This window comes from Pseudonocardia sp. HH130629-09 (assembly GCF_001294645.1).
In the GTDB taxonomy this organism is placed as follows: Bacteria; Actinomycetota; Actinomycetes; order Mycobacteriales; family Pseudonocardiaceae; genus Pseudonocardia.
This window is the reverse complement of record NZ_CP011868.1, coordinates 5,092,483-5,111,545: the sequence shown is the minus strand read 5'-3', so window position 1 is coordinate 5,111,545 and position 19,063 is coordinate 5,092,483. Positions and strand designations below refer to the sequence as shown.

The 19,063-nt window shown below is 74.1% G+C and carries 21 protein-coding genes, 1 tRNA gene and 1 pseudogene; 8 read left to right on the top strand and 15 right to left on the bottom strand.

Features of this window, described 5'->3' with window-relative positions:
• Nucleotides 1–43: 43 nt before the first annotated feature.
• The 8 genes from XF36_RS23730 to XF36_RS23695 all read right to left on the bottom strand — a co-directional run bounded on the left by XF36_RS23730 (nt 44) and on the right by XF36_RS23695 (nt 6,045).
• Entirely contained in the window at nt 44–412 is a 369-nt protein-coding gene (locus XF36_RS23730) for a PH domain-containing protein (RefSeq protein WP_060713672.1), read from the bottom strand.
• A complete protein-coding gene (locus XF36_RS23725) occupies nt 409–849 on the bottom strand; it encodes a hypothetical protein (RefSeq protein ID WP_060713671.1) in 441 nt (146 codons plus the stop codon). The genes XF36_RS23730 and XF36_RS23725 overlap by 4 nt, the downstream gene beginning before the upstream one ends.
• Nucleotides 833–2,089 (bottom strand): molybdopterin-dependent oxidoreductase, encoded by a 1,257-nt coding sequence (locus tag XF36_RS23720; RefSeq protein WP_060713670.1) that lies wholly within the window; start codon nt 2,087–2,089, stop codon nt 833–835. Before XF36_RS23720 ends, XF36_RS23725 begins: the two co-directional genes overlap by 17 nt.
• Nucleotides 2,086–2,709, bottom strand: a complete 624-nt coding sequence (locus XF36_RS23715; RefSeq protein ID WP_238589000.1) for a methyltransferase domain-containing protein — start codon at nt 2,707–2,709, stop codon at nt 2,086–2,088. Before XF36_RS23715 ends, XF36_RS23720 begins: the two co-directional genes overlap by 4 nt.
• Nucleotides 2,706–3,395: a TIGR04282 family arsenosugar biosynthesis glycosyltransferase gene (locus tag XF36_RS23710; RefSeq protein ID WP_060713668.1), complete on the bottom strand. Its 690-nt coding sequence runs from the start codon at nt 3,393–3,395 to the stop codon at nt 2,706–2,708. Before XF36_RS23710 ends, XF36_RS23715 begins: the two co-directional genes overlap by 4 nt.
• Nucleotides 3,392–4,039, bottom strand: a complete 648-nt coding sequence (locus XF36_RS23705) for a glycosyltransferase family 2 protein (protein WP_060713667.1) — start codon at nt 4,037–4,039, stop codon at nt 3,392–3,394. The genes XF36_RS23710 and XF36_RS23705 overlap by 4 nt, the downstream gene beginning before the upstream one ends.
• 78 nt (nt 4,040–4,117) lie before the next feature.
• The gene (locus XF36_RS23700) at nt 4,118–5,176 is read right to left on the bottom strand and encodes an NAD-dependent epimerase/dehydratase family protein (protein ID WP_060713666.1); all 1,059 of its coding nucleotides are present in this window, start codon (nt 5,174–5,176) and stop codon (nt 4,118–4,120) included.
• A gap of 11 nt (nt 5,177–5,187) precedes the next feature.
• Nucleotides 5,188–6,045, bottom strand: coding sequence for a nucleoside phosphorylase (locus tag XF36_RS23695; RefSeq protein WP_145981479.1), 858 nt, complete (start codon nt 6,043–6,045; stop codon nt 5,188–5,190).
• A gap of 147 nt (nt 6,046–6,192) precedes the next feature.
• On the opposite strand from XF36_RS23695, the gene XF36_RS23690 reads away from it, so the two are divergent.
• On the top strand, nt 6,193–7,533 hold the full coding sequence (locus tag XF36_RS23690) for an LCP family protein (RefSeq protein ID WP_082375613.1): 1,341 nt from the start codon (nt 6,193–6,195) through the stop codon (nt 7,531–7,533).
• A 10-nt stretch (nt 7,534–7,543) separates the two neighbouring features.
• On the opposite strand, the gene XF36_RS23685 is transcribed toward XF36_RS23690, so the two are convergent.
• On the bottom strand, nt 7,544–8,509 hold the full coding sequence (locus XF36_RS23685) for a Ku protein (protein WP_060713665.1): 966 nt from the start codon (nt 8,507–8,509) through the stop codon (nt 7,544–7,546).
• A gap of 52 nt (nt 8,510–8,561) precedes the next feature.
• On the opposite strand from XF36_RS23685, the gene ligD reads away from it, so the two are divergent.
• Nucleotides 8,562–9,476: a non-homologous end-joining DNA ligase gene (gene ligD / locus XF36_RS23680; RefSeq protein WP_060713664.1), complete on the top strand. Its 915-nt coding sequence runs from the start codon at nt 8,562–8,564 to the stop codon at nt 9,474–9,476.
• 96 nt (nt 9,477–9,572) lie between these two features.
• Nucleotides 9,573–10,154, top strand: coding sequence for a putative glycolipid-binding domain-containing protein (locus XF36_RS23675; protein ID WP_064485675.1), 582 nt, complete (start codon nt 9,573–9,575; stop codon nt 10,152–10,154).
• Here the strand turns inward: XF36_RS23675 and XF36_RS23670 are convergent.
• The 4 genes from XF36_RS23670 to XF36_RS23655 all read right to left on the bottom strand — a co-directional run bounded on the left by XF36_RS23670 (nt 10,151) and on the right by XF36_RS23655 (nt 14,545).
• Nucleotides 10,151–11,095, bottom strand: coding sequence for a prephenate dehydrogenase (locus XF36_RS23670; RefSeq protein ID WP_060713663.1), 945 nt, complete (start codon nt 11,093–11,095; stop codon nt 10,151–10,153). The genes XF36_RS23675 and XF36_RS23670 overlap by 4 nt on opposite strands.
• A 131-nt stretch (nt 11,096–11,226) precedes the next feature.
• Nucleotides 11,227–11,790: a hypothetical protein gene (locus XF36_RS23665; RefSeq protein WP_060713662.1), complete on the bottom strand. Its 564-nt coding sequence runs from the start codon at nt 11,788–11,790 to the stop codon at nt 11,227–11,229.
• On the bottom strand, nt 11,787–13,085 hold the full coding sequence (locus XF36_RS23660; RefSeq protein WP_082375612.1) for an amidase: 1,299 nt from the start codon (nt 13,083–13,085) through the stop codon (nt 11,787–11,789). The genes XF36_RS23665 and XF36_RS23660 overlap by 4 nt, the downstream gene beginning before the upstream one ends.
• Nucleotides 13,086–13,141: 56 nt before the next feature.
• On the bottom strand, nt 13,142–14,545 hold the full coding sequence (locus XF36_RS23655; protein WP_060713661.1) for an MFS transporter: 1,404 nt from the start codon (nt 14,543–14,545) through the stop codon (nt 13,142–13,144).
• Between the two features lie 322 nt (nt 14,546–14,867).
• On the opposite strand from XF36_RS23655, the gene XF36_RS32720 reads away from it, so the two are divergent.
• Nucleotides 14,868–15,014, top strand: coding sequence for a hypothetical protein (locus XF36_RS32720; RefSeq protein ID WP_020626980.1), 147 nt, complete (start codon nt 14,868–14,870; stop codon nt 15,012–15,014).
• 55 nt (nt 15,015–15,069) lie between these two features.
• On the opposite strand, the pseudogene XF36_RS23650 reads toward XF36_RS32720, so the two are convergent.
• Nucleotides 15,070–16,280: pseudogene (locus tag XF36_RS23650) on the bottom strand (M20 metallopeptidase family protein).
• A 109-nt stretch (nt 16,281–16,389) separates the two neighbouring features.
• On the opposite strand from XF36_RS23650, the gene XF36_RS23645 reads away from it, so the two are divergent.
• The 4 genes from XF36_RS23645 (at nt 16,390) to XF36_RS23630 (ending at nt 18,528) form a co-directional block, all read left to right on the top strand.
• Nucleotides 16,390–16,905 (top strand): tRNA adenosine deaminase-associated protein, encoded by a 516-nt coding sequence (locus XF36_RS23645; protein WP_020627335.1) that lies wholly within the window; start codon nt 16,390–16,392, stop codon nt 16,903–16,905.
• Nucleotides 16,906–17,379 carry a nucleoside deaminase gene (locus tag XF36_RS23640; RefSeq protein ID WP_060713660.1) on the top strand — a complete coding sequence of 158 codons (474 nt, stop codon included), beginning with the start codon at nt 16,906–16,908 and terminating at the stop codon, nt 17,377–17,379.
• A 21-nt stretch (nt 17,380–17,400) separates the two neighbouring features.
• A tRNA-Ser gene (locus tag XF36_RS23635) sits at nt 17,401–17,485 on the top strand.
• Between the two features lie 326 nt (nt 17,486–17,811).
• The gene (locus XF36_RS23630; protein WP_349675575.1) at nt 17,812–18,528 is read left to right on the top strand and encodes a class I SAM-dependent methyltransferase; all 717 of its coding nucleotides are present in this window, start codon (nt 17,812–17,814) and stop codon (nt 18,526–18,528) included.
• Between the two features lie 9 nt (nt 18,529–18,537).
• Here XF36_RS23630 and XF36_RS23625 read toward each other — a convergent pair whose 3' ends face one another.
• Complete coding sequence (locus XF36_RS23625; protein WP_060713659.1) at nt 18,538–18,870, bottom strand: tyrosine-type recombinase/integrase; 333 nt, start codon at nt 18,868–18,870, stop codon at nt 18,538–18,540.
• Nucleotides 18,871–19,063 lie beyond the last annotated feature (193 nt).

Below are 19,063 nucleotides of genomic sequence, written 5' to 3'. Positions count from 1 at the left end.
TGTCGCAACCCGGCCGGGCCGCCGCCGCCGAGCGTGCCCCCGGTCACGACCGGGTCAGGTGCCAGAGGATCACGTCGTGGGCGTGGCGGGCCTTGTCGTCGCCGCGGAAGGCGACCTCGTGCACGGCCGTCCCGACGGTGACCGCGATCTGGCTCGAGCTCGCGAACCGGCCCAGCAGGTTCCGGTCGGCGACGAAGGAGACCGAGGAGATCCGGCCGTAGGGGATCGAGGTGATCGCCGTGCGCTTGCCGACGAAGGAGTTGTCCTGCAGGACCATCCGCAGATCGGTCAGGCCGAGGAATCCGGTGCCGGCGCCGATCGCGTCGTACACGGCGATGATCCGCTCGCCCTCCAGCAGGCCGGCGACGACCTTGTCGAGCTGGTCACGCTTGTCGAAGACGGGTTCGCTCATGCCCTCGATACTGCCCGGCGGGCGAGCAGTGTCCGCACCGTCCAGACCAGCGCGGAGACGGCGAACAGCACGACGGTCAGCCACACCCACCGCATCCGGTACGGCTCCTGGTCGAGCCCGGTCGCGTTCAGCGTGCTCAGCGCGCCCTGCCCGATGATCCCGGGCAGGAACATCAGCAGCGCGAGCCCGGAGCCGAGCACCGGGATCCGGACGTGGTTGACCAGTGGTACCCGGGTGCGGGGCAGCGTGAGCAGCAGCAGCCGGTCCCCGGCGGCGTAGAGCGGGAACAGCACGAGGTCGTGCAGCAGGACCGCGCCGGCGAACCACCAGGCCATCCTGACCAGGTCCGGGGATCCGGAGACGATCGCGTACGCCGCCCATCCGGCGAGCGCGAAGCAGCCGAGGGCGGCGAGCAGGCGGCTACCGGACAGCAGCACGGGAGAATCCGATCGTCGCGACCCACTTGGTGTTGTGCACCCCGGGCAGCGCCGGGACGATCAGCCGCGCCGGGTAGCCGTGGTCGGGCGACAGGTCGGCGCCGTTGACCCGCAGCGCGAGCAGCGAGTCCGGCGACAGCGTCTGGGCGCGGTTGAGCAGTGACCGGGAGAACGGGCTCCCCACCTCGACCGACCGCACCTCCGCGGTCGCCGGGTCGGTCACCCCCGCCGCGCGGGCCAGGTCGGTCAGCCGTACGCCCGTCCACACCTGGGAGGTCGACCAGCCCTCGACGCAGGCGAGCGGCAGTTCCGCGGTGTGCTGCGGCAGCGCGGCCAGCGCCGCCCGGTCGAGCACCACCGGTGCCGCGCCGCCGGTCAGGGTCAGTGTCCAGGCGCTCCCGACCGCGGCCGGCGCGATCCCGGAGGCGACGAACGTGCGGTTGACCGGGAAGTCGTTCGGCCCGCCCCGCTCGGTGCTGCCGGGTGCCGTCGTCCGGCCCCGGGGCAGCAGCAGCGCGGTCGACCGGAGCTGGTCGGTGAACTGTCCGACGGTCAGCGCCGCGACGAACAGCATCCCGCCACCGACCAGGGCGATCGCGCCGCGCCGCGACATCGTCGGCGGGTCCGGGACCGGCGCGACGAGCGGGTGCGCCGGCTCGGGACGGGTGTCGGCGAGCGGTGTCGCGAACTCGGCGCGCAGCGACCGGCTCCGCAGCGAGCGGACCATCGTCGGGAGCTTCGTGACCACGTGCAGCGCGAACGAGGCCAGGAACACCCAGGCCGCAGCGTAGTGGCCGTCGTAGAAGGAGAATCCGAAGACGTAGTCGTACTGGACGTTCAGCAGGCCGGTGACGATCAGGAACAGGATCGAGCCGACCAGCAGCACCAGCGACAACCGCTCCAGCAGCAGCACCGGGTTGCGCTCGGGCGGGGTGAACAGCTTCGGGATCACCGACCACAGCTTCGCCAGGACCAGTGGCACCAGCACCATGCCGAGCCCGACGTGCAGGCCCTCGGTGAGGCGGAACAGCCAGGCCGGTGATACCGGCCAGTCGACCCACGGCAGCTGCAGCCCGCCGACGGCGTCGGCGGCCGGGATGGCCTGCTCCCGGCCGTAGGCGAGCCGGTCCAGCAGCCCGGTGAACGCCACGACCGGCAGCCCCACCAGCAGCGGCAGCGCGAACATCGAGGTCAGCCAGGGCCCCCGGATCGGGCTGCGCCACCGCACGAGGCGCCTCACGGCCCGGTCAGTTCCAGGAACACCCGGGCACCGAGGTGCACGTCGGTGACCCGCAGCCCGGCGCGGCCCGCGGTCACCGCCAGCGGGACCGCGCCCTGCGCGGCCCACGGGATCGGCTCGCCCGCTCCGCCGCCGCACAGCACCCGGGCGGTGCCGCGCCAGCTGTGCTCGGCGCGCGGGTCGGCCTCCACCAGGACCGTCCCGCCGCGGGCGAGCAGCCGGGCGGCCCGGGCGAGCAGCGTCGCCGGGTCGCCGCCGATGCCGAGGTTGCCGTCGGCGAGCAGCACATGGGACCAGCTGCTCTCCCCGGGCAGCGGGCCGAACAGGTCGGCCTGGACCATCGCGACGCCCCGGCGGCGGCAGAGCACCCGGGAGACCGCGGAGCCGTCGACGCCGAGGGCGGCGGTCCCGCGCGCGGCGAGCGCGGCGAGCAGCCGGCCGGGCCCGCAGCCGAGGTCGACGGTGGGGCCGGTGCAGTGGCGGACCAGCCAGTCGTCGCAGCCACCGGCGGCCTCGGCCCAGCGGTCGACGTCCAGGGCGATCTCGGTGCCGTCGTCGCAGAGCAGGCGCGACGGTGCGCCGGACAGCGGCATGTCGAAGCCTTCGGCGGTCACGGTCACACCGACACCTCCGGACATCGCAGGGTCAGCTCGGCGACGGCGCGGGCGAAGCGGCTGCCCGGGACCTGCGCGGCGACGGCGACGGCCTCCGCGGCCGTGTCGACATCGGTCAGCGGCTCGGCGAGGACCACCCGCAGCCCGGTGGCACGCAGCGCGTCCAGCGTCCGGTCGCCGGTCTCGGCGGTCGACATCGGCACGCCGTGCAGCGCGGCGGCGGCGAGCGGGTCGCGCAGTCCCAGCACCCACCAACCGCCGTCGGTCGCGGGGCCCAGGACGGCGTCCACCCCCGGTTCGGCGAGCCGGTCCGCACAGCGGGACAGCAGCTCGGTCGACGCCTGCGGGGTGTCCATCCCGACCTGCAGGGTCGGGCGGCCGGGGTGGCGCGCCAGGGCGTCGGCGTGCGCGGCGGCGATCCGCGCGGCCAGCCCGTCCCCCCGCTGCGCGACGACGCCGAGCCCGTCCAGCGCGGCCGCCAGCTCGGTGGCCCCGGTGGCGGCGGCCCGGTCCCCGGTCAACGCGACGACGGTGTCGCCGGGCACCCCGGCGGCGGCGTCGAGGGTGTCGAGCAGCGCCGCCGAGGCGATCGCCGCGGCGAGCTCCGGCGTCGCGGGCGGGCACAGCCGGGTCTTGACCCGGCCCGGCTCGGGGGCCTTCGCGAGGACGACGGTGGTCACGGGGCCGGTCATCGCAGCAGCCGGACCATGTCGCGCCCGGCCCGGACGGTGCCCGTGACGGAGCCGGAGACCTTGGACCGCCCGCCGGCGCGGCGGGAGTAGGCGACCGGGATCTCGTCGAACCGCCAGCCCGCGCCCCCCGCCCGCAGCAGCAGCTCCAGCGGGTAGCCGAAGGCCCGGTCCTCGATCTGCAGGTCCAGCAGTGCCTGCCGGCGTGCGACCCGGATCGGGGCGATGTCGTGCACCGGGACCCCGCGGGTGCGCAGCATCCCGGCGATCACCGCGTTCGCCGCGCGGGCGTGCCAGGGCCACACGCCGGCCGTGTCCGGCACCCGCCGTCCGACGGCGATGTCGGCACGGCCGGACGCGACGGTCTCGGCCATGCCGGGCAGCACGTCGGGGTCGAGGGAGCCGTCGCCGTCGAGGAAGGCCACGAGCTCACCGGTGGCCGCCTCCAGCCCGGCGTGCACGGCGGCGCCGTAGCCGCGTCGCGGTTCGACGACCACGCGTGCCCCGTGCCCACGCGCGACCGCGGCGGTGTCGTCGGTCGAGCCGTTGTCGACGACGATCACCGGCCAGTCGTCGGGCATCCGCTTCAGGACATACGGCAGCGCCTCCGCCTCGTCGAGGCACGGCAGCACGATCTCCGGGTGCACGTCGCGATCCTCACCTCTCTGCCGGACCACCGCCCGCCGGATGCGGGACGGTCCTGCAGGGGGTTCGGACGGCGTCCCTCAGCGGTTCGGGGCGATCGGTGAACGGAGCGGGTCGGTCGCGAAGGCCGTCACCCCGTCGGTGAAGCTGGTCCGGGCGCGGAAGCCCAGCCGGGAGGCGGCGTAGGCCGGGTCGGCGACGACGTGGCGCACGTCGCCGGGCCGGGCGCCGCCGACGATCTCGGGCTCGGGACCGTCCATCGCGCGGGCCAGCTCCGCGGCGAGGTCACCGATGGTGTGCGGCTCGCCGGAGCAGACGTTCGCGGCGCCGAAACCGGTCGGCTCCGGATCGGCGACGAGTGCGGCCGCGTTGGCTGCGGCGACGTCGGTGACGTGGACGAAGTCCCGGCGCTGCCGGCCGTCCTCCATCACCCGCGGCGCCTCACCCCGCTCCAGCGAGGACCGGAAGATCGACGCGACGCCCGCGTAGGGGGTGTCGCGGGGCATCCGGGGTCCGTACACGTTGTGGTAGCGCAGCGACCACACGGTGCCGCCGGTCTGGCGGGCCCAGGCGCTCGCGAGGTGCTCCTGGGCGAGCTTGGTCGCGGCGTAGGTGCTGCGCGGGTCGACCGGCGCGGACTCCGGGACGAGGCCGGACTCGAGGTCCTTGCCGCACTCCGGGCAGCGGGGCTCGTAGCGGCCGGCCTCGATGTCGTCGAGCGCGCGCGGCCCGGGCCGGACGACGCCGTGGTCGGCACAGTCGTAGCGGCCCTCGCCGTAGACGACCATCGACCCGGCCAGCACGAGCCGGTCCACCTTGGCGGCGTGCATCTGCGCCAGCAGCACCGCGGTGCCGAGGTCGTTGTGGGAGGCGTAGTCGGGGGCGTCGGCGGGGGAGACGCCGTGCCCGACCATCGCGGCCTGGTGGCAGACCGCGTCCATCCCCGGCAGGAGCCGGGACAGGGTCTCGCCGTCGCGGACGTCGCCCCGGACCAGCTCGTGGTCCAGCTCCGGGGCCTCGCCGCCGTGGGCCTGCGGCAGCAGCGCGTCGAGCAGGACGACCGCGTGGCCGTCGGCGACGAAGCGGTCGGCGACGTGGGACCCGATGAATCCGGCACCGCCGGTGACGAGAACACGCATGTCCGCAGACGCTAGGGCGTGCCGGCCCCGCTCGCCGGGTGCACGTCCGGCCCGGCAGCGCTGTCCTCGGGCCCGGTCGCGCGGTCGGCGGTCCCGGCCGTGCGGTCGGTGTCCCAGGCCTCGGCGGCGGCCAGCGCCAGGCCGAACAGGCCGGCCCGGGCCTCGCGGGCATCGGTCCAGCCGCGGTGCTCCCACTCCGGCCCGGCGAGCGAGTCCGCGGCGAGGAACACCTGGCCGTAGCCGACCCCGACCCGGCGCGCGGCCGCGACCAGCGCGGACGCCTCCATGTCGACCACCGCGCAGCCCTCGTCGCGGCGTCGCGCGACCCGCGCCGGGGTCTCCCGGAACACCGCGTCGGTGGTCCAGCACCGCCCGACGACGTACGGCACCCCGGCCCCCGCCAGGGTCCGGGCCACCGCGTCGACGCCGTCCGGGTCGGCGTCGATCGTGCGCGACGGCGGCTGGTAGTGGAACGAGGTGCCCTCGTCGCGCAGTGCGCTGCCCAGGACGACGGCGTGCCCCAGCGTCAGCTCGTGCCGCAGCGCCCCGGCACCCCCGACTCCGACGACGGTGCGGACGCCCAGCGCCACGAGGTGCTCCAGGAACATCGCCGCCAGCGGCGCGCCGACGCCCGGGTGCAGCACCGCGACCGGTGTCCCGCCGGGCCCGGTCGTGCGCCAGACCGGGCTGCGGCCGAGCTCGCTGCGCAACACGGTCACCGCCGCGGAGCGTGTCCCGACGTCGGCGACGACCTCGGGGAACCAGCACAGCACCGCCGCGGACGGCATGTCCGGGCGGTGCGGGGTGATCGCCGACGCCCGGATCACGCCCTCGGCGTCCAGGTCGTCCTCGTGCAGGGGTAGGTCCATCGGCGACGATCATCCCCCGCGGACCCGGTCGGGTGGAACCGCAGGTCGACGGGGTGCCCCTCACGCCCGGCGTCCCCGAGACGCCGGTGCGCAGTATCGTCGGCGACCAGCGCCCTGACCCCGGGCGGATCGGAGGGTGGGACAGGCATGGCCGGAGACTTCCGCGGCCCGCCCCCCGCGGGCGGGCGTCCGCCGCAGGGCGAGCCACCGCGCGGTGGCCGTCCCGCCCGGCCCGGCAGTCCCGGCTGGACGAACCAGCCCCGCAACCCGCTGCCCGGTCACGGGGGCCGTCCGCTCCCGCCGCCGTCCCCGCCGCAGCAGCAGCCCGGGGCACCGCCCTCACGCGGGGGCCGCGGACCGCTGCGCAAGCCGCCGCTCGGCCGCGCCGCCGGGGCATCGCCGCCGACCCGGGCCGCCGCGCCGGCGCGCCTGGTGGTCATGCCGCGCCCCGCCGGATCCGGAGCAGGAGGAGCCGGGGCCGGGGTGCATCCCGCGTCGCAGGCGCCCCGCGACGGCCGGGTCACCCGTGGCCCGTCGATGCCGGACTGGCGCCGCGTCGGCCGGGCCACCCGCGGGCGCTGGAAGGCCGTGCTGATCCTGTTGCTGGTCGCGTTCGTCGGGTTCGGCGTCTACCTCGACCAGAACATGACCCGGGTGCAGGCGCTGCCCGCGGACTCCCAGGCGTCGTCGTCGGGGACGAACTACCTGATCGTGGGCTCGGACAGCCGCGAGGGACTCTCCGCCGAGGACGAGGAGCGCCTCGCCACCGGTGATGCGGCGGGCCAGCGCACCGACACGATCATGCTGCTGCACACCGGGAGCTCCGGGAGCGTGCTCGTCTCCATCCCGCGCGACTCCTACCTGCCCATCCCCGGGAAGGGCAGCAACAAGGTCAACGCCGCGTTCGCGTTGGGCGGGCCGGAGCTGCTGGTCGAGTCGGTCGAGGGTGCCACAGGCCTGCGCATCGACCACTACGTCGAGGTCGGCTTCGGCGGGTTCGTCGGCGCGGTCGACGCCGTCGGCGGGGTGGACATGTGCGTCCCCCGCGCGATCGACGACCCGAAGGCCGGGCTGAACATCCAGGCCGGCTGCCAGGAGCTCGACGGGACGACCGCGCTCGGCTACGTTCGCACCCGCGCGACGCCCGGTTCGGACTTCGACCGGGTCAAGCGGCAGCGCGAGTTCCTCTCCGCGCTGCTCGGCAAGGCCACCAGCCCGCTCACCCTGATCAACCCGTTCCGGATGGTCCCGCTGGCGTCCGCGGTGACCGGGACGATCACCGTCGACGACTCCGACCACATCTGGAACCTCGCCGGCCTGGCCTGGGGGATGAAGGGCGTCTCCGGTGGCGACGGCGTGCAGACGACCGTCCCGATCGGCGGCAGTGCGGGCGGGTCGAACCTGCGCTGGGACCGCACCCGGGCCCAGGCGCTGTTCGGCGCCCTGCAGAACGACCAGACCCCGCCGGAGTCCAGCTTCGGCCCGTGAGGGACGCCGGTCAGGCGGTCTTCTTCGTCGACCGCCGACGCGTGGTGGTCGACTTCGCGGGCGTCGCGTCGTCGGTGCCGGTGGCATCGCCGCTCGTGTCCGCGTCCGTGTCCTTGTCCGCGGTCTTCGACCGGGAGGAGGACCGGCGGGCCTGGGTCTTCTTCTCCGTCGATCCGGAACCGGAGTCCGACTTCGTCGACCGTGCCGCGTCCACACTGGCCTGCAGCGCGGACAGCAGGTCGCTCATCGAGTCCCCGCCGTCGTCGGCGGCCTCCGCGGCGGGCGCCGGGCGGGCCTCGCCGTCGGACTTCTTCGCCTCGATCAGGTCGGCCATCGCGTCGCGGTACTCGTCGTGGAACTCCGACGGGTCGAAGTCCGCGCCCATGCTCTCGACCAGCGACGAGGCCATCTTCAGTTCCTGCGGCTTGAGATCGACGTCGTTGTCCAGGATGTCGAAGTCCGGCTCGCGGATCTCGTCCTGCCAGATGAGGGTCTGGAGCACGATCGCCTTGCCGCGCACCCGCAGGAGGGCGAGGGTCTCGCGCTGGCGCAGCGCCACCTTCACCACGGCGGTGCGGTCGGTCTCCTCGAGTGCCTCGCGCAGCAGCGCGTAGGGCTTGGCGGCCTTGGTCTCCGGTTCGAGGTAGTAGCTCTTGTCGAACAGCATCGGGTCGATCTGGTCGTTCGGCACGAACTCGATCACGTCGATCTCGTGCCCCGTCTTCACGGGCAGCGACGCGAGGTCGGCGTCGTCGAGGGTGATCAGCTCGCCGTCGGGGGTCTCGAAGCCCTTCACGATGTCGGCGTAGGTGACCTCCTCGCCGCACACCTCGCAGGTCCGCTTGTAGCGGATGCGGCCACCGTCCTCGCCGTGGACCTGGTGGAACCGGACGTCGTGGTTGGTCGTCGCCGAATAGACCTTGATCGGGACGCTGACCAGCCCGAAGGACACGGCCCCGCTCCAGATCGCGCGCATGCGGTCCCCCCTCGCGTGCCGTCGATGGTGACAGCATGACGGTGTGCAGCCCATGCTCGCCACCCCCGGACCCCTCCCGACCGGCGCCGGTTGGTCGTTCGAGGTCAAGTGGGACGGCATGCGCGTGCTGGCCGAGGTCACCGATGGCGGTGGCGAGCCGGCACTGCGTCTGCGTACCCGTTCCGGCCGCGATGTCACCGCGAACTTCCCCGAGCTCGCCGGTCTGGTGGACCTCGCCCCCGACGTGCTCCTCGACGGCGAGGTGGTACTGCTCGACGGCGGTGTCCCCAGCTTCGCCGCGCTGGCCCACCGGATCCACGGTCCCGCGGGCGGGCGTCCGGTCACCTTCATGGTGTTCGACGTGCTGCGCCTGTACGGGGTGCCGCTGCTCGACCGCCCGCTGTCCGAGCGCCGGGCCACCCTGGAGCGGCTCGACCTCGCCGCTACCCCGCACGTCGAGGCGTCCCCGCTCTACCCGGACGGGGCCGCCCTGCTGGAGGTGACGGCGTCGCGCGGGCTGGAGGGTGTCGTCGCCAAGCGGGAGGACTCGCGGTACCGGCCGGGCCGGCGCAGCCCGCACTGGGTGAAGATCGCCCACCGGCAGTCGCAGTCCTGTGTGGTGGGCGGGTGGAAGCCCGAGCGCGGCGGCGGTGGCGGTCGGGTCGGGGCGCTGCTGCTCGGTGTCCCCGGCCCGGACGGTCTGGAGTTCGCCGGCCGGGTCGGGTCCGGGCTGGCCGGGGCGGCGGTGCAGGACCTGCTCGCCGCCCGGCTGACCGAGGTGCCGGAGTCGCCGTTCGCGCGGCTCCCGCCCCGGGCCGACGCCGCGGACGCACGCTGGTGCTCCCCGACGGTCGTCGTCGAGGTCGCCCACCTCGGGTGGACGGCGGCGGGCCGGCTGCGGCAGCCGGTGTTCCGCGGGATCCGCGACGACGTCGAGGCCGTCGACGTGCGCCGGGAGCCGGGCTGAGGGGCATCCGATCATCACCCGTTCGTATGGTCCGGGCGGCGGTGTGGTTCGGTGTGCGGCGACATCGATGATCCGGAGGTGACCTGCGTGGCGGTCATGCTGACCTGGCGATCCGACCCCGAGACCGACGGCGCCGCGGGCACGGAGTCGGCGCGCATCACGACCACTGCCGGCGGCTTCCGTGCCGTCGGCCGGATCATCCGTGGCGGGGAGGGCGGGGTGCTCACCGCGTCCTACCGGCTCGTCGTCGCGGGTGACGGGACGCTGTCGCGGCTCGCCGTCGACGTCGCCACCGCCGAGGGGGAGCAGCAGCTCACGCTCTCGCGCAGCACCGACGGCGTCTGGCTGGTCGACGACGGCTCCGGCGGCAGCCGCGGCCACTTCGGCGGCGCCCGCGACGTCGACCTCGCCTTCAGCCCGGTGTTCAACGCGCTGCCGCTCCGGCGCCTCGCCCTGCACCGCGAGCCCGCCGAGCACGTGCTGCCGATGGTGTTCGTCGACCTCCCGACGCTGACGGTCGAGAACACCGAGCAGACCTACCGCACCGTGACGGCCGGGTCGCCCGGCACACCCGGTGTCGTCCGCTTCGCCGGCGGGTCGTTCGTCGCCGACCTGACCGTCGACGACGACGGGTTCGTCCTGGACTACCCGGGCGTCGCGTCCCGGGTGAGCCTCTAGCGCTTCACCGGCTCGACGACGTCGCCGCGGCGGCCGAGCTCGCGCAGCTCGGCGAACACGTCGGGGGCGTCGAGGTCGACCGGCACCTCCAGCGGCTCGCGGGTGGAGGCCCACCGCGTCCGCGCCTCGTGCCCGGCGCGGACGGTCGCGGCCAGCCCGCCGGTGGAGGCCAGCGCCCCGCGCATCGCGCCGAGCCGGCCCAGTGCGTCGTCGACGGCGGCGAGCAGCGCGCCCCGGTTGCCCTCGCACATCGCCAGCACCAGCTCGGGGCGGGTCCCGGCGACCCGGGTGCCGTCGGCGAACGAGCTCGCGGACAGGGCGAGGGCGAGATCGTCACCCTGCTCCCAGGCACCGACGGAGGCGAGCACCGCGGCGAACAGGTGCGGCAGGTGCGAGATCCGCGCGACGGCGACATCGTGCTCGTCGACGGCCGCGGGCACCACCCGGGACCCGCAGTCCCAGGCCAGCCCGGCGACGTCGCGCCACACGTCGACGTCGAGACCGTCGTCGGCGGCGACCACCCAGGCGGCGTCGGTGAACAGCTCCGCGGACCCGGCGGACCAGCCGGACTCGGCCGTGCCGGCCATCGGGTGCCCGCCCACGAACCGGGTGCGCGGCGCGAACTGGGCGACCGCGTCCGCGACGGGCACCTTCACGCTGACCGCGTCGGTGAGCCGGCAGGTGGGGGCGACCGCGTCGACCCGCCGCAGCACCGTCTCCAGCGCGGTCAGCGGGACGCACACGACGACCAGCGCGTCGGCCTCGGCGGCCCGGGCCAGCGCGGCGTCGGTGTCGGTGGTGACGTCGAACCCGTCGGCGACGGCGGCGGCCGCGGTCGGCTCGGACGCGGCGGTGCCCCAGACCTCACGCCCGGCGCGGGCCGCGGCCCGCAGCAGCGACCCACCGATCAGTCCGGTCCCCAGTACGCACACCGCTCGCATGCGTCATGAGGGTAGAGACCACCCGTTCCGGGTCCCGCGCGGACTCCACCCGTCGCACCTCCCGGCCCGGTGATCACCGTGTGGGGAGTGTCGGGGCGAGCGACCTGCGCTCCACGCTCCACAGTCGGCGATCATGAACGGGCGAGCAGCGCGGCCCCGCGCGGGGACAGCCGGTAGCCGGTCTCCAGGCTCTCGGTCAGGCCCAGCTCCTTGAGCGCCCGGATGTCGCGCTTGAAGGCGAGGGTGTCCCGTCCGGCCCGCTCCGCGAGCTCGGCGGCCCGGACCCCGGGCAGCTCGGCGACCAGCCGCAGCGTGGGCCGGGTCCAGGGCCCCCGCCGCGACCGGCGGTCCATCCGGTCCAAAGTCGCGACGACCTCGTCGAGGTCCCCGGTCGCGTCCCGCAGCGACTCCCGCGGGTCGGTCCCGGCGAAGCGCAGCCGGATGCGGAACACCGGGTCGGACGGCGCGCCGCGGAACGCGCGGCGCACCCGGTCGGCCGACGGCTCACCGGCGGCGCGGGCGTCGTCGTCGGTGATGGCGGCCGGGTCCACCTCCTCCACGGCGACGACCTCGACGACCCCGGCCGCGGTCCGCAGTGTCGAGCCGGCGACGATCCGGGAGCGCGCCCACCGGCGGTAGACGCGATCGACGTCGCCCTCGGCCACTCCGCGGGCCACGGCCACCGGCAGGATCACCGCAGGGCCCCCTCCAGCGCCCGCGCCAGCCCCAGCAGCACGTCCTCGCCGACGGTGATCCCCACCAGCTGCACCCCGGCCGGCAGCCCCGGTACCGGCACCGGCAGCGCGACGACGGGCCGGTCGAGCAGGTTGAACGGCGAGGTCAGCTGCAGCATCGACGGCAGCACCGGCACCCCGTCGTGCTCGGTCGCGCCGATCGGGGCGGCCCGCAGCCGGGTGGTGGGGCAGAGCAGCACGTCGCAGGAGGCCCCGAGCCGGTCGAGCAGGGCGCGCCCGAGCCGGCGGCGCTCGCGCCGGGCGTCGACGTAGACGTGCGTGGGCACCTCGGCGTGCGGGGCGAGCCGGGCGGCGGTCGCGGGCTGGTACTCGTCGCGGCGCTCGGTAAACCAGTGCCGGTGCGTGGCGTAGGCCTCCGCGCCGGTGATCACGGGGTAGGTGGCGGCGAGCTCGGCGACGCCGGGGGTGTCCTGGGTGGCGACGGGTGCGCCGAGCGCGGTGAGCGCGTCGGCGGCGGCGCGGACGGCGTCGGCGATCACCGGGTCGTGCGGGCGCCACCAGTCGTCGTCGGCGACGCCGATCCGGGGCAGCACCGCCGCGGCCGACGCGCCGGGCTCCCCGAGCGCGGTGCGGGCGACGGCGAGCGAGGCGGCGTCGGCGGCCAGCAGCCCGACCGTGTCGAACGACTCGGCGAGCGGGAACACCCGCTCGCCCGGGATGGCCCCACGCCGCGGCTTCAGCCCGGCGACGCCGCACAGCGCGGCCGGGGTCCGCACGCTCGCCCCGGTGTCGGTCCCGACGGTCAGCGCGAGGTGCCCGGCGGCGACGGCCGCGGCGGACCCGGAGGACGAGCCGCCGGTGATCCGGGACGGGTCGTGCGGGTTGCGGGCCGGGCCGGTGGCCGCGACGTCGCCGGTGGGACCGTAGGCGAACTCGTGGGTGTGGAGCTTCGCGACGACCACGGCTCCGGCGGCCCGCAGCATCGTCACCACCGGCGCGTCGGCGGCCGCGGGCCCGGCGTCGGCCAGCAGCCGCGAGCCGCACCGGGTCGGCAGCCCGGCGACGTCGACGAGGTCCTTGATCCCGACGGCGACGCCGTGCAGCGGCCCCAGCCGTCGTCCCGCGGCGGACAGCGCGGTCAGCTCGGCGGCGCGCTCCCGGGCCCGGTCGGCGTCGAGGGCGATGACGCAGCCGGTGGTGTCGGACTGCAGCCGGGACAGTACGTCGTCGACGTGCTCGGAGGGCGAGAGCTCCCCGGAGTCGAGGGCCCACAACAGGTCGGGGAGCGGCAGCACGCGTTCAGCCTGCCGTCGCTCCCCGCCTCCGACAACCGGTGGTCAGCAACCGGTGATCAGCGCGCGGCCAGCTCCCTGGCGATCTCGCGGGCCTCCTCCGGCGACGACGCCGACGGCTGCCCGTCGCGCAGCGGGCGCCGCGCCGTCTCGGGCAGGAACAGCAGCGTGACGACCCCGATCACCCCGGCTGCCATCAGGTAGTAGCCCGGCCACAGCAGGTCCCCGGTGGCGAGGACGGCCGCGGACATCACCAGCGACACGGTCCCGGCGAACGCGGACACGAAGATGTTGAACGCGATCGACAGACCGCCGTAGCGGATCTGGGTCGGGAACAGCGCCGGCAGGGTCGAGGGGCTGGTGGCGGAGAAGCAGATCAGCAGCAGGCCCATGAGCAGCAGCCCGAGGAACACCGAGGGGATCGAGCCGTTCTGCATCAGCAGGATCATCGGGATGCCGAGCACGATCAGCCCGCCGGCTCCGGTCCACATGATCGGTTTGCGCCCGATCCGGTCGGAGAGCCGCCCGAGCAGCGGGATCACGAACACCGCCAGCCACAGCACGACGATCTGCAGCCACGACGACGTCGTGGAGTCGATCGAGGTACCGCCGTGCTGGTCGACCGTGGTCTCGAGGTAGGTCGGCATGTAGCTGGTGAGCATGTAGTTCGTGACGTTCCAGGCGACGACGACGCCGCCGACCATGACGAAGGTCGGCAGGTACCTCGTGAAGATCATCTTGAGGCCGTCCTTCACCTGGGTGCCCTCGTGCTCCTCGGACTCCGAGAGCATGGTCTGGAACGCCGGGGTCTCCTCCAGCCTGACCCGCAGGTACACCCCGACGATGCCCAGCGGCAGCGCGACGAAGAACGGGATCCGCCAGCCCCAGCTGGACATGTTCTCCGGGCTGAGCAGCAGCGGCAGCACCGAGGCGATGGTGGCGCCGAGGGCGTAGCCGACGAACGTGCCGAGCTCGAGGAAGCTGCCGAAGTACCCGCGACGACGGTCGGGCGCGTACTCGGCGATGAAGGTCATGGCACCGGCGTACTCACCGCCGGTGGAGAAGCCCTGCAGGACACGGGCGGCGACGAGCAGGATCGGCGCGGCCAGCCCGATCGAGGCGTAGGACGGGATGAGCCCGATCAGGAACGTGCCCAGCGCCATCAGGATGACCGTGATCGAGAGGACCTTGGTCCGGCCGATGCGGTCGCCCAGCGGGCCGAAGAACAGTCCGCCGAGCGGGCGGAAGAAGAAGGCGACCGCGAAGGTCGCGAACACCGCCACCTGGGACAGCGGCCCGGGCGGGAAGAACTCGGCCTCGATGGTCGTGGCGAGGTAACCGTAGACACCGAAGTCGAACCATTCGGTGATATTGCCGACCGCGGCCGCCGCGACCGCGCGGCGCATGGTCGCGGGGTCGGTGACGGTGACGCCGTCGACCGCCCCGTCTGCTGTGTCGTCCACTCGTTCCCCCTGGCGACTGGGCACGCCACGGTGACGCTTTCGTCGTAGAACTGTCGATCCGTGGCGTTCTGTCCGATTGCTTGAACAATTCTCCACGACGTTAACGAGGCTCCGCTCCCATTGCCGGATGGGGCGTCGTCGTGGCTGTGAGCGGAGTCATCCGATTCGGTGCTTCCGCAGGCGGGACAGCGCTTTTTCGACGTGGGACCGTGGTCGGCGGGCGCAGATGGCGCCCGTGGGACTCGCAAGCGTCGCGACTCCGCCCGGGTCATCCGGACCCGGTCACCGGACCCGGCGCGTGCCCGTGTGAGGAGGAGCCGTCATGGCTGTGTCGAGCGCCGTTTTCCTGTCGATCATCGCGAGCACGGGGGTGGGCCTGGCGGTCACCTCCGCGCTGGCCGCCTACGCCCAGCGCAACTGGAAGGGCTACGGCCGCGTCTCCGCCGGCTCGGCCGACGAGACCGCCTGAGCGACCGCACCCACGGCGCCGCGCTCCTTCCGGGAGCGCGGCGCCGTCGCGTGTTTCAGCCCGTCGCGGCCAGGGCGAGACCGGCGTACACGGCGACCCCGGCCGGGAACGCCGCCTCGTCGAACACCACCCGGTTCGAATGGTTCGGCGGGGCGAGGGCGGGGTCGACCGACGGGGCCGTGCCCCCAGGAAGGCCAGCGAGCCCGGCACCCGGTCCAGCGCGTAGGAGAAGTCCTCCGCGCCCATCAGCGGATCCGGCATGGCGACGCAGGCGCCGCGGCCGAGCACCTTCTCCGCGACGCGCACCAGCCCGGCGGTCGCCCGGTCGTCGTTGCGGGTGACCGGGTAGCCCGGGACGATCTCCACCTCGGCCGTGCAGCCGTAGGCCAGCGCGGTGTGCCGGCAGTGCTCGGTGACCACCTGGTGCAGCAGCGCGCGCACCGGCTCCGACAACGTCCGCAGCGTCCCGGTCAGCAGCGCGGTCTCCGGGATCACGTTGTCGGTGGTGCCCGCCTCGATCCGGGACACGGTGAGCACCGCTGACTCCTGCGGCCCGACCCGGCGGGTCAGTAGGGTCTGCAGGCCCCCGACCATCGCCGCGGCGGCGGGGACCGGGTCGCAGGCGTCCTGCGGGGCCGAGGCGTGCCCGCCGCGGCCGGTCACCCGGACCCGGAGCACGTCCGCGGCCGCCATGATCGGGCCCGGCCGGTGGTGGAGCTGCCCCGTCGGCACGGTCGAGGAGATGTGCAGGGCGTAGGCCAGCTCGGGGTCCTCGTCGAGCACTCCCTCGTCGATCATGTGCTGGGCACCGTGGAACCCCTCCTCGCCCGGCTGGAACATGAACACCACCCGGCCGGCGATGCGGTCCCGCCGGTCCGCGAGCAGCCGCGCGGCCGAGGCGAGCATCGCGGTGTGGGTGTCGTGCCCGCAGGCGTGCATGACGCCGTCGGTGCCCGAGGCGAAGTCCAGCCCGGTGTCCTCGGGCAGCGGCAGCGCGTCCATGTCGCCCCGCAGGAGCACCGTCGGTCCGGGACGGTCGCCGTCGAGGACCGCGGTCACCGACGTGCACGAGCCGCCGGTGCGGATCCGCAGCGGCAGCCCGTCGAGGGCGCGCAGCACCGCGTCCCGGGTACGGGGAAGGTGCAGTCCGAGCTCCGGGGCGCGGTGCAGCTCGCGCCGTAGCGCCACCGTCCGCGGCTGCAGGACGCGGGCGGCCTCGAGCAGGCCGCCGGGGAGCCCCGCGACCGAGGCGGGCGTGATGGGCATGGACCGATCGTCGCTGACCGGAGCCCGTCCGGCGCCCGCGGGCCCGGTGTGACCACGCGTACCTGGTCGTGGCGTGACTCACAAGCCCGGAGCGACGTACCGTTGACGCGTGCCCACACAGAGCGTTGAGGCAGCCCCGGACACCCGTGGCGCCGCCCTGCCCGGATTCGCGGTCGCCGCGATCCGGGAGGAGGGTCGTTGGCGCTGTGTCCGGCTGGGCTCCGAGGCGCTCGTGGATCTCGACGCGGCGATCGCCGCGCTGCGCGCGCAGCGTTCCACCGGCGCGGTGCTCGGCCTGCTCGACGTCGACGACGAGTTCTTCGTCCTGATCCGCCCGTCCGCGGGCGGGGTGCGGCTGCTGATCTCCGACGCCGTCGCCGCGCTGGACTACGACATCGCCGCCGACGTGCTCGACCTGCTCCGCGTCGAGCTCCCCCCGGACGACGACGCCCTCGACGACGCCTGGCCCGAGGGTGACCTGGGCATCGTGGCCGACCTCGGTCTGCCCGCCGACGAGCTGGAGATCCTCGTCTCCGACCTCGAGCTCTACCCCGACGAGCAGCTGGACACCATCGCCCGCCGGTGCGGGTTCGCGGCTGCGCTGGACGAGCTCGTCGGCTCCTGAGTGTTCCGCCCGGCCGACCGGCTCGCGCTGGGCCGCGCCCTCGACGTCGCGCGCGGCGCCGCGGCGACCGGAGACATCCCGATCGGCGCGGTCGTGCTCGCCGCCGACGGCACCGAGCTCGCCGCGGCCTGCAACGCCCGCGAGGCCACCGGTGACCCGACCGCGCACGCCGAGGTGCTCGCCCTGCGTGCCGCCGCTGCCGTGGTGGGGGAGTGGCGGCTGACCGGGACGACCCTCGCCGTGACCGTCGAGCCGTGCACGATGTGCGCCGGCGCGATCGGGCTGGCCCGGGTCGAGCGCGTCGTGTTCGGGGCGTGGGAGCCGAAGACCGGCGCCGCCGGCTCGCTGTGGGACGTGCTGCGCGACCGTCGGCTCGCACACCGGCCCGAGGTCGTCGGCGGGGTCCGCGCAGGTGAGGCAGCCGCTCTGCTGCGCGAGTTCTTCGGCCGGACCCCGTCCGCCGACCGTGACTGAGCCTGGAGTAACCTCGTCGGCGGTAGCGTGTCCGAGCGGCCGAAGGAGCGCGCCTCGAAAGCGCGTGAGGTTCACGCCTCCGTGGGTTCAAATCCCACCGCTACCGCTGGTCAGAGGGCCGGATCCCCGAGTCGGGGGTCCGGCCCTCTGTCGTTGGTTGCAGTTCCGGTTGCAGTTGCCCTCACGGGCGGGCCTCGACGTCGTCCCGGGGCCACAGTCGAAACCGCGTCGCGGACCACCGGCGCGCGCGTATAGCCTCCGCGGTCGTGCCTTACGAACATCCTCTTGCTTACTTGGTGGGTATCGAGGGCCTGGCGCTGCTGTGGGCTTTCGGTGAGGGGCATGACCCCGACTTCGTCGAAGCTCGCCTGGCCGAGGTTCGACGCCTGTTGGACGAGCGGGAGCGGTTCGGCCCGCCGGTCGAGGTAGAGCATCCGAAGCTGGACGCCGGGTATCGCGCATGGGCCGTCCTACGACACCCCGGACAATGCGGCGTTTGCCCTCGAGGAGCCTCATGTCTGGGGGATCCTCGACGAACTGCCCCCCGGCGACGCACTGGACGCCGCCTGCGGGACGGGACGGCACGCTGCTCGGCTCGCAGCACGAGGGCACCGGGTAGTCGGAGTCGACACATCGCCGGAGATGTTGGACCGTGCGCAGATCAATGCGCCCGCCGCGGATTTCCACGTCGGTGACCTCCACGAGCTTCCGGCCGATGATGGAACGTTCGATGTCGTCGTATGTGCGCTCGCGCTCGCTCACCTGACGGACTTGGCACCGGTCTACGCCGAATTCGCCCGGGTCGTTCGGCCCGGCGGGCACTTGGTCGTGTCCGACGTACACGCTGAGGCTGTCCTGCGCGGCTCGCAGCCGGCCGTCCGAGTGGACGGGCGACCGGCCCGAATCCGCAACTACCGGCACCACGCAGCCGACCACCTCCAACCGGCGTTGAAGCACGGGTTCGAGGTGGTCGGCTGTATCGAGCCGCGCGTATCGGCACTCCCTACGCCTCAGGAGCCGGCGTCGGCCCCGGGACCGTGGGACACCTGGCCGTGGTCGCTCGGCCCGATGATTCCGGAAGCTGCCTCGGCGGCGGCTGAAGGGGAACCTGTGATGGTCATATGGCACTACCGCATGCCCAGCGCTTGAGGTGTCCGGTCACGGACCAGGTTCGCGTTCCGGCGTCGGCGACGCAGGGGGCCGCCAGAGCAAGCCGCCCACCTGAACAGCGACATCGCGGCGGACGGCGGCCACGACATGTTGATACCGCACGGCCATCGCGGTGCTCGACCAGCCCATCACGGACATCACCGTCCGCTCGGTGACGCCGAGCAGCAGCAGGAAGGTCGCCGCCGTGTGGCGAGCATCGTGCAGCCGCCTCTCCGCGACACCCGCCCTGTCGAGCAGCACCTTCCAGTTCGTGTAGTCGGTCCGAGGGTTCAACGGCTGTCCGGTGGGCGTGGTGAAGACGTATCCGGTGTCTGCCCACACGGTGATCCGGAGCGGGACGGTAGTTCCGGCGAGCCGCTAGTGTACGAGGACTGGGCCCTATACAGGGGCCTAGAGGAGGCTCGCCGGGATAGGCGAGTCACGCCATACTGTCTGGGGATAGGGCTCGATACGCTGACGCTGACGGCGACAATTCTGACTGTCGCTGTATTCGATGACGACACATTTGACGAGC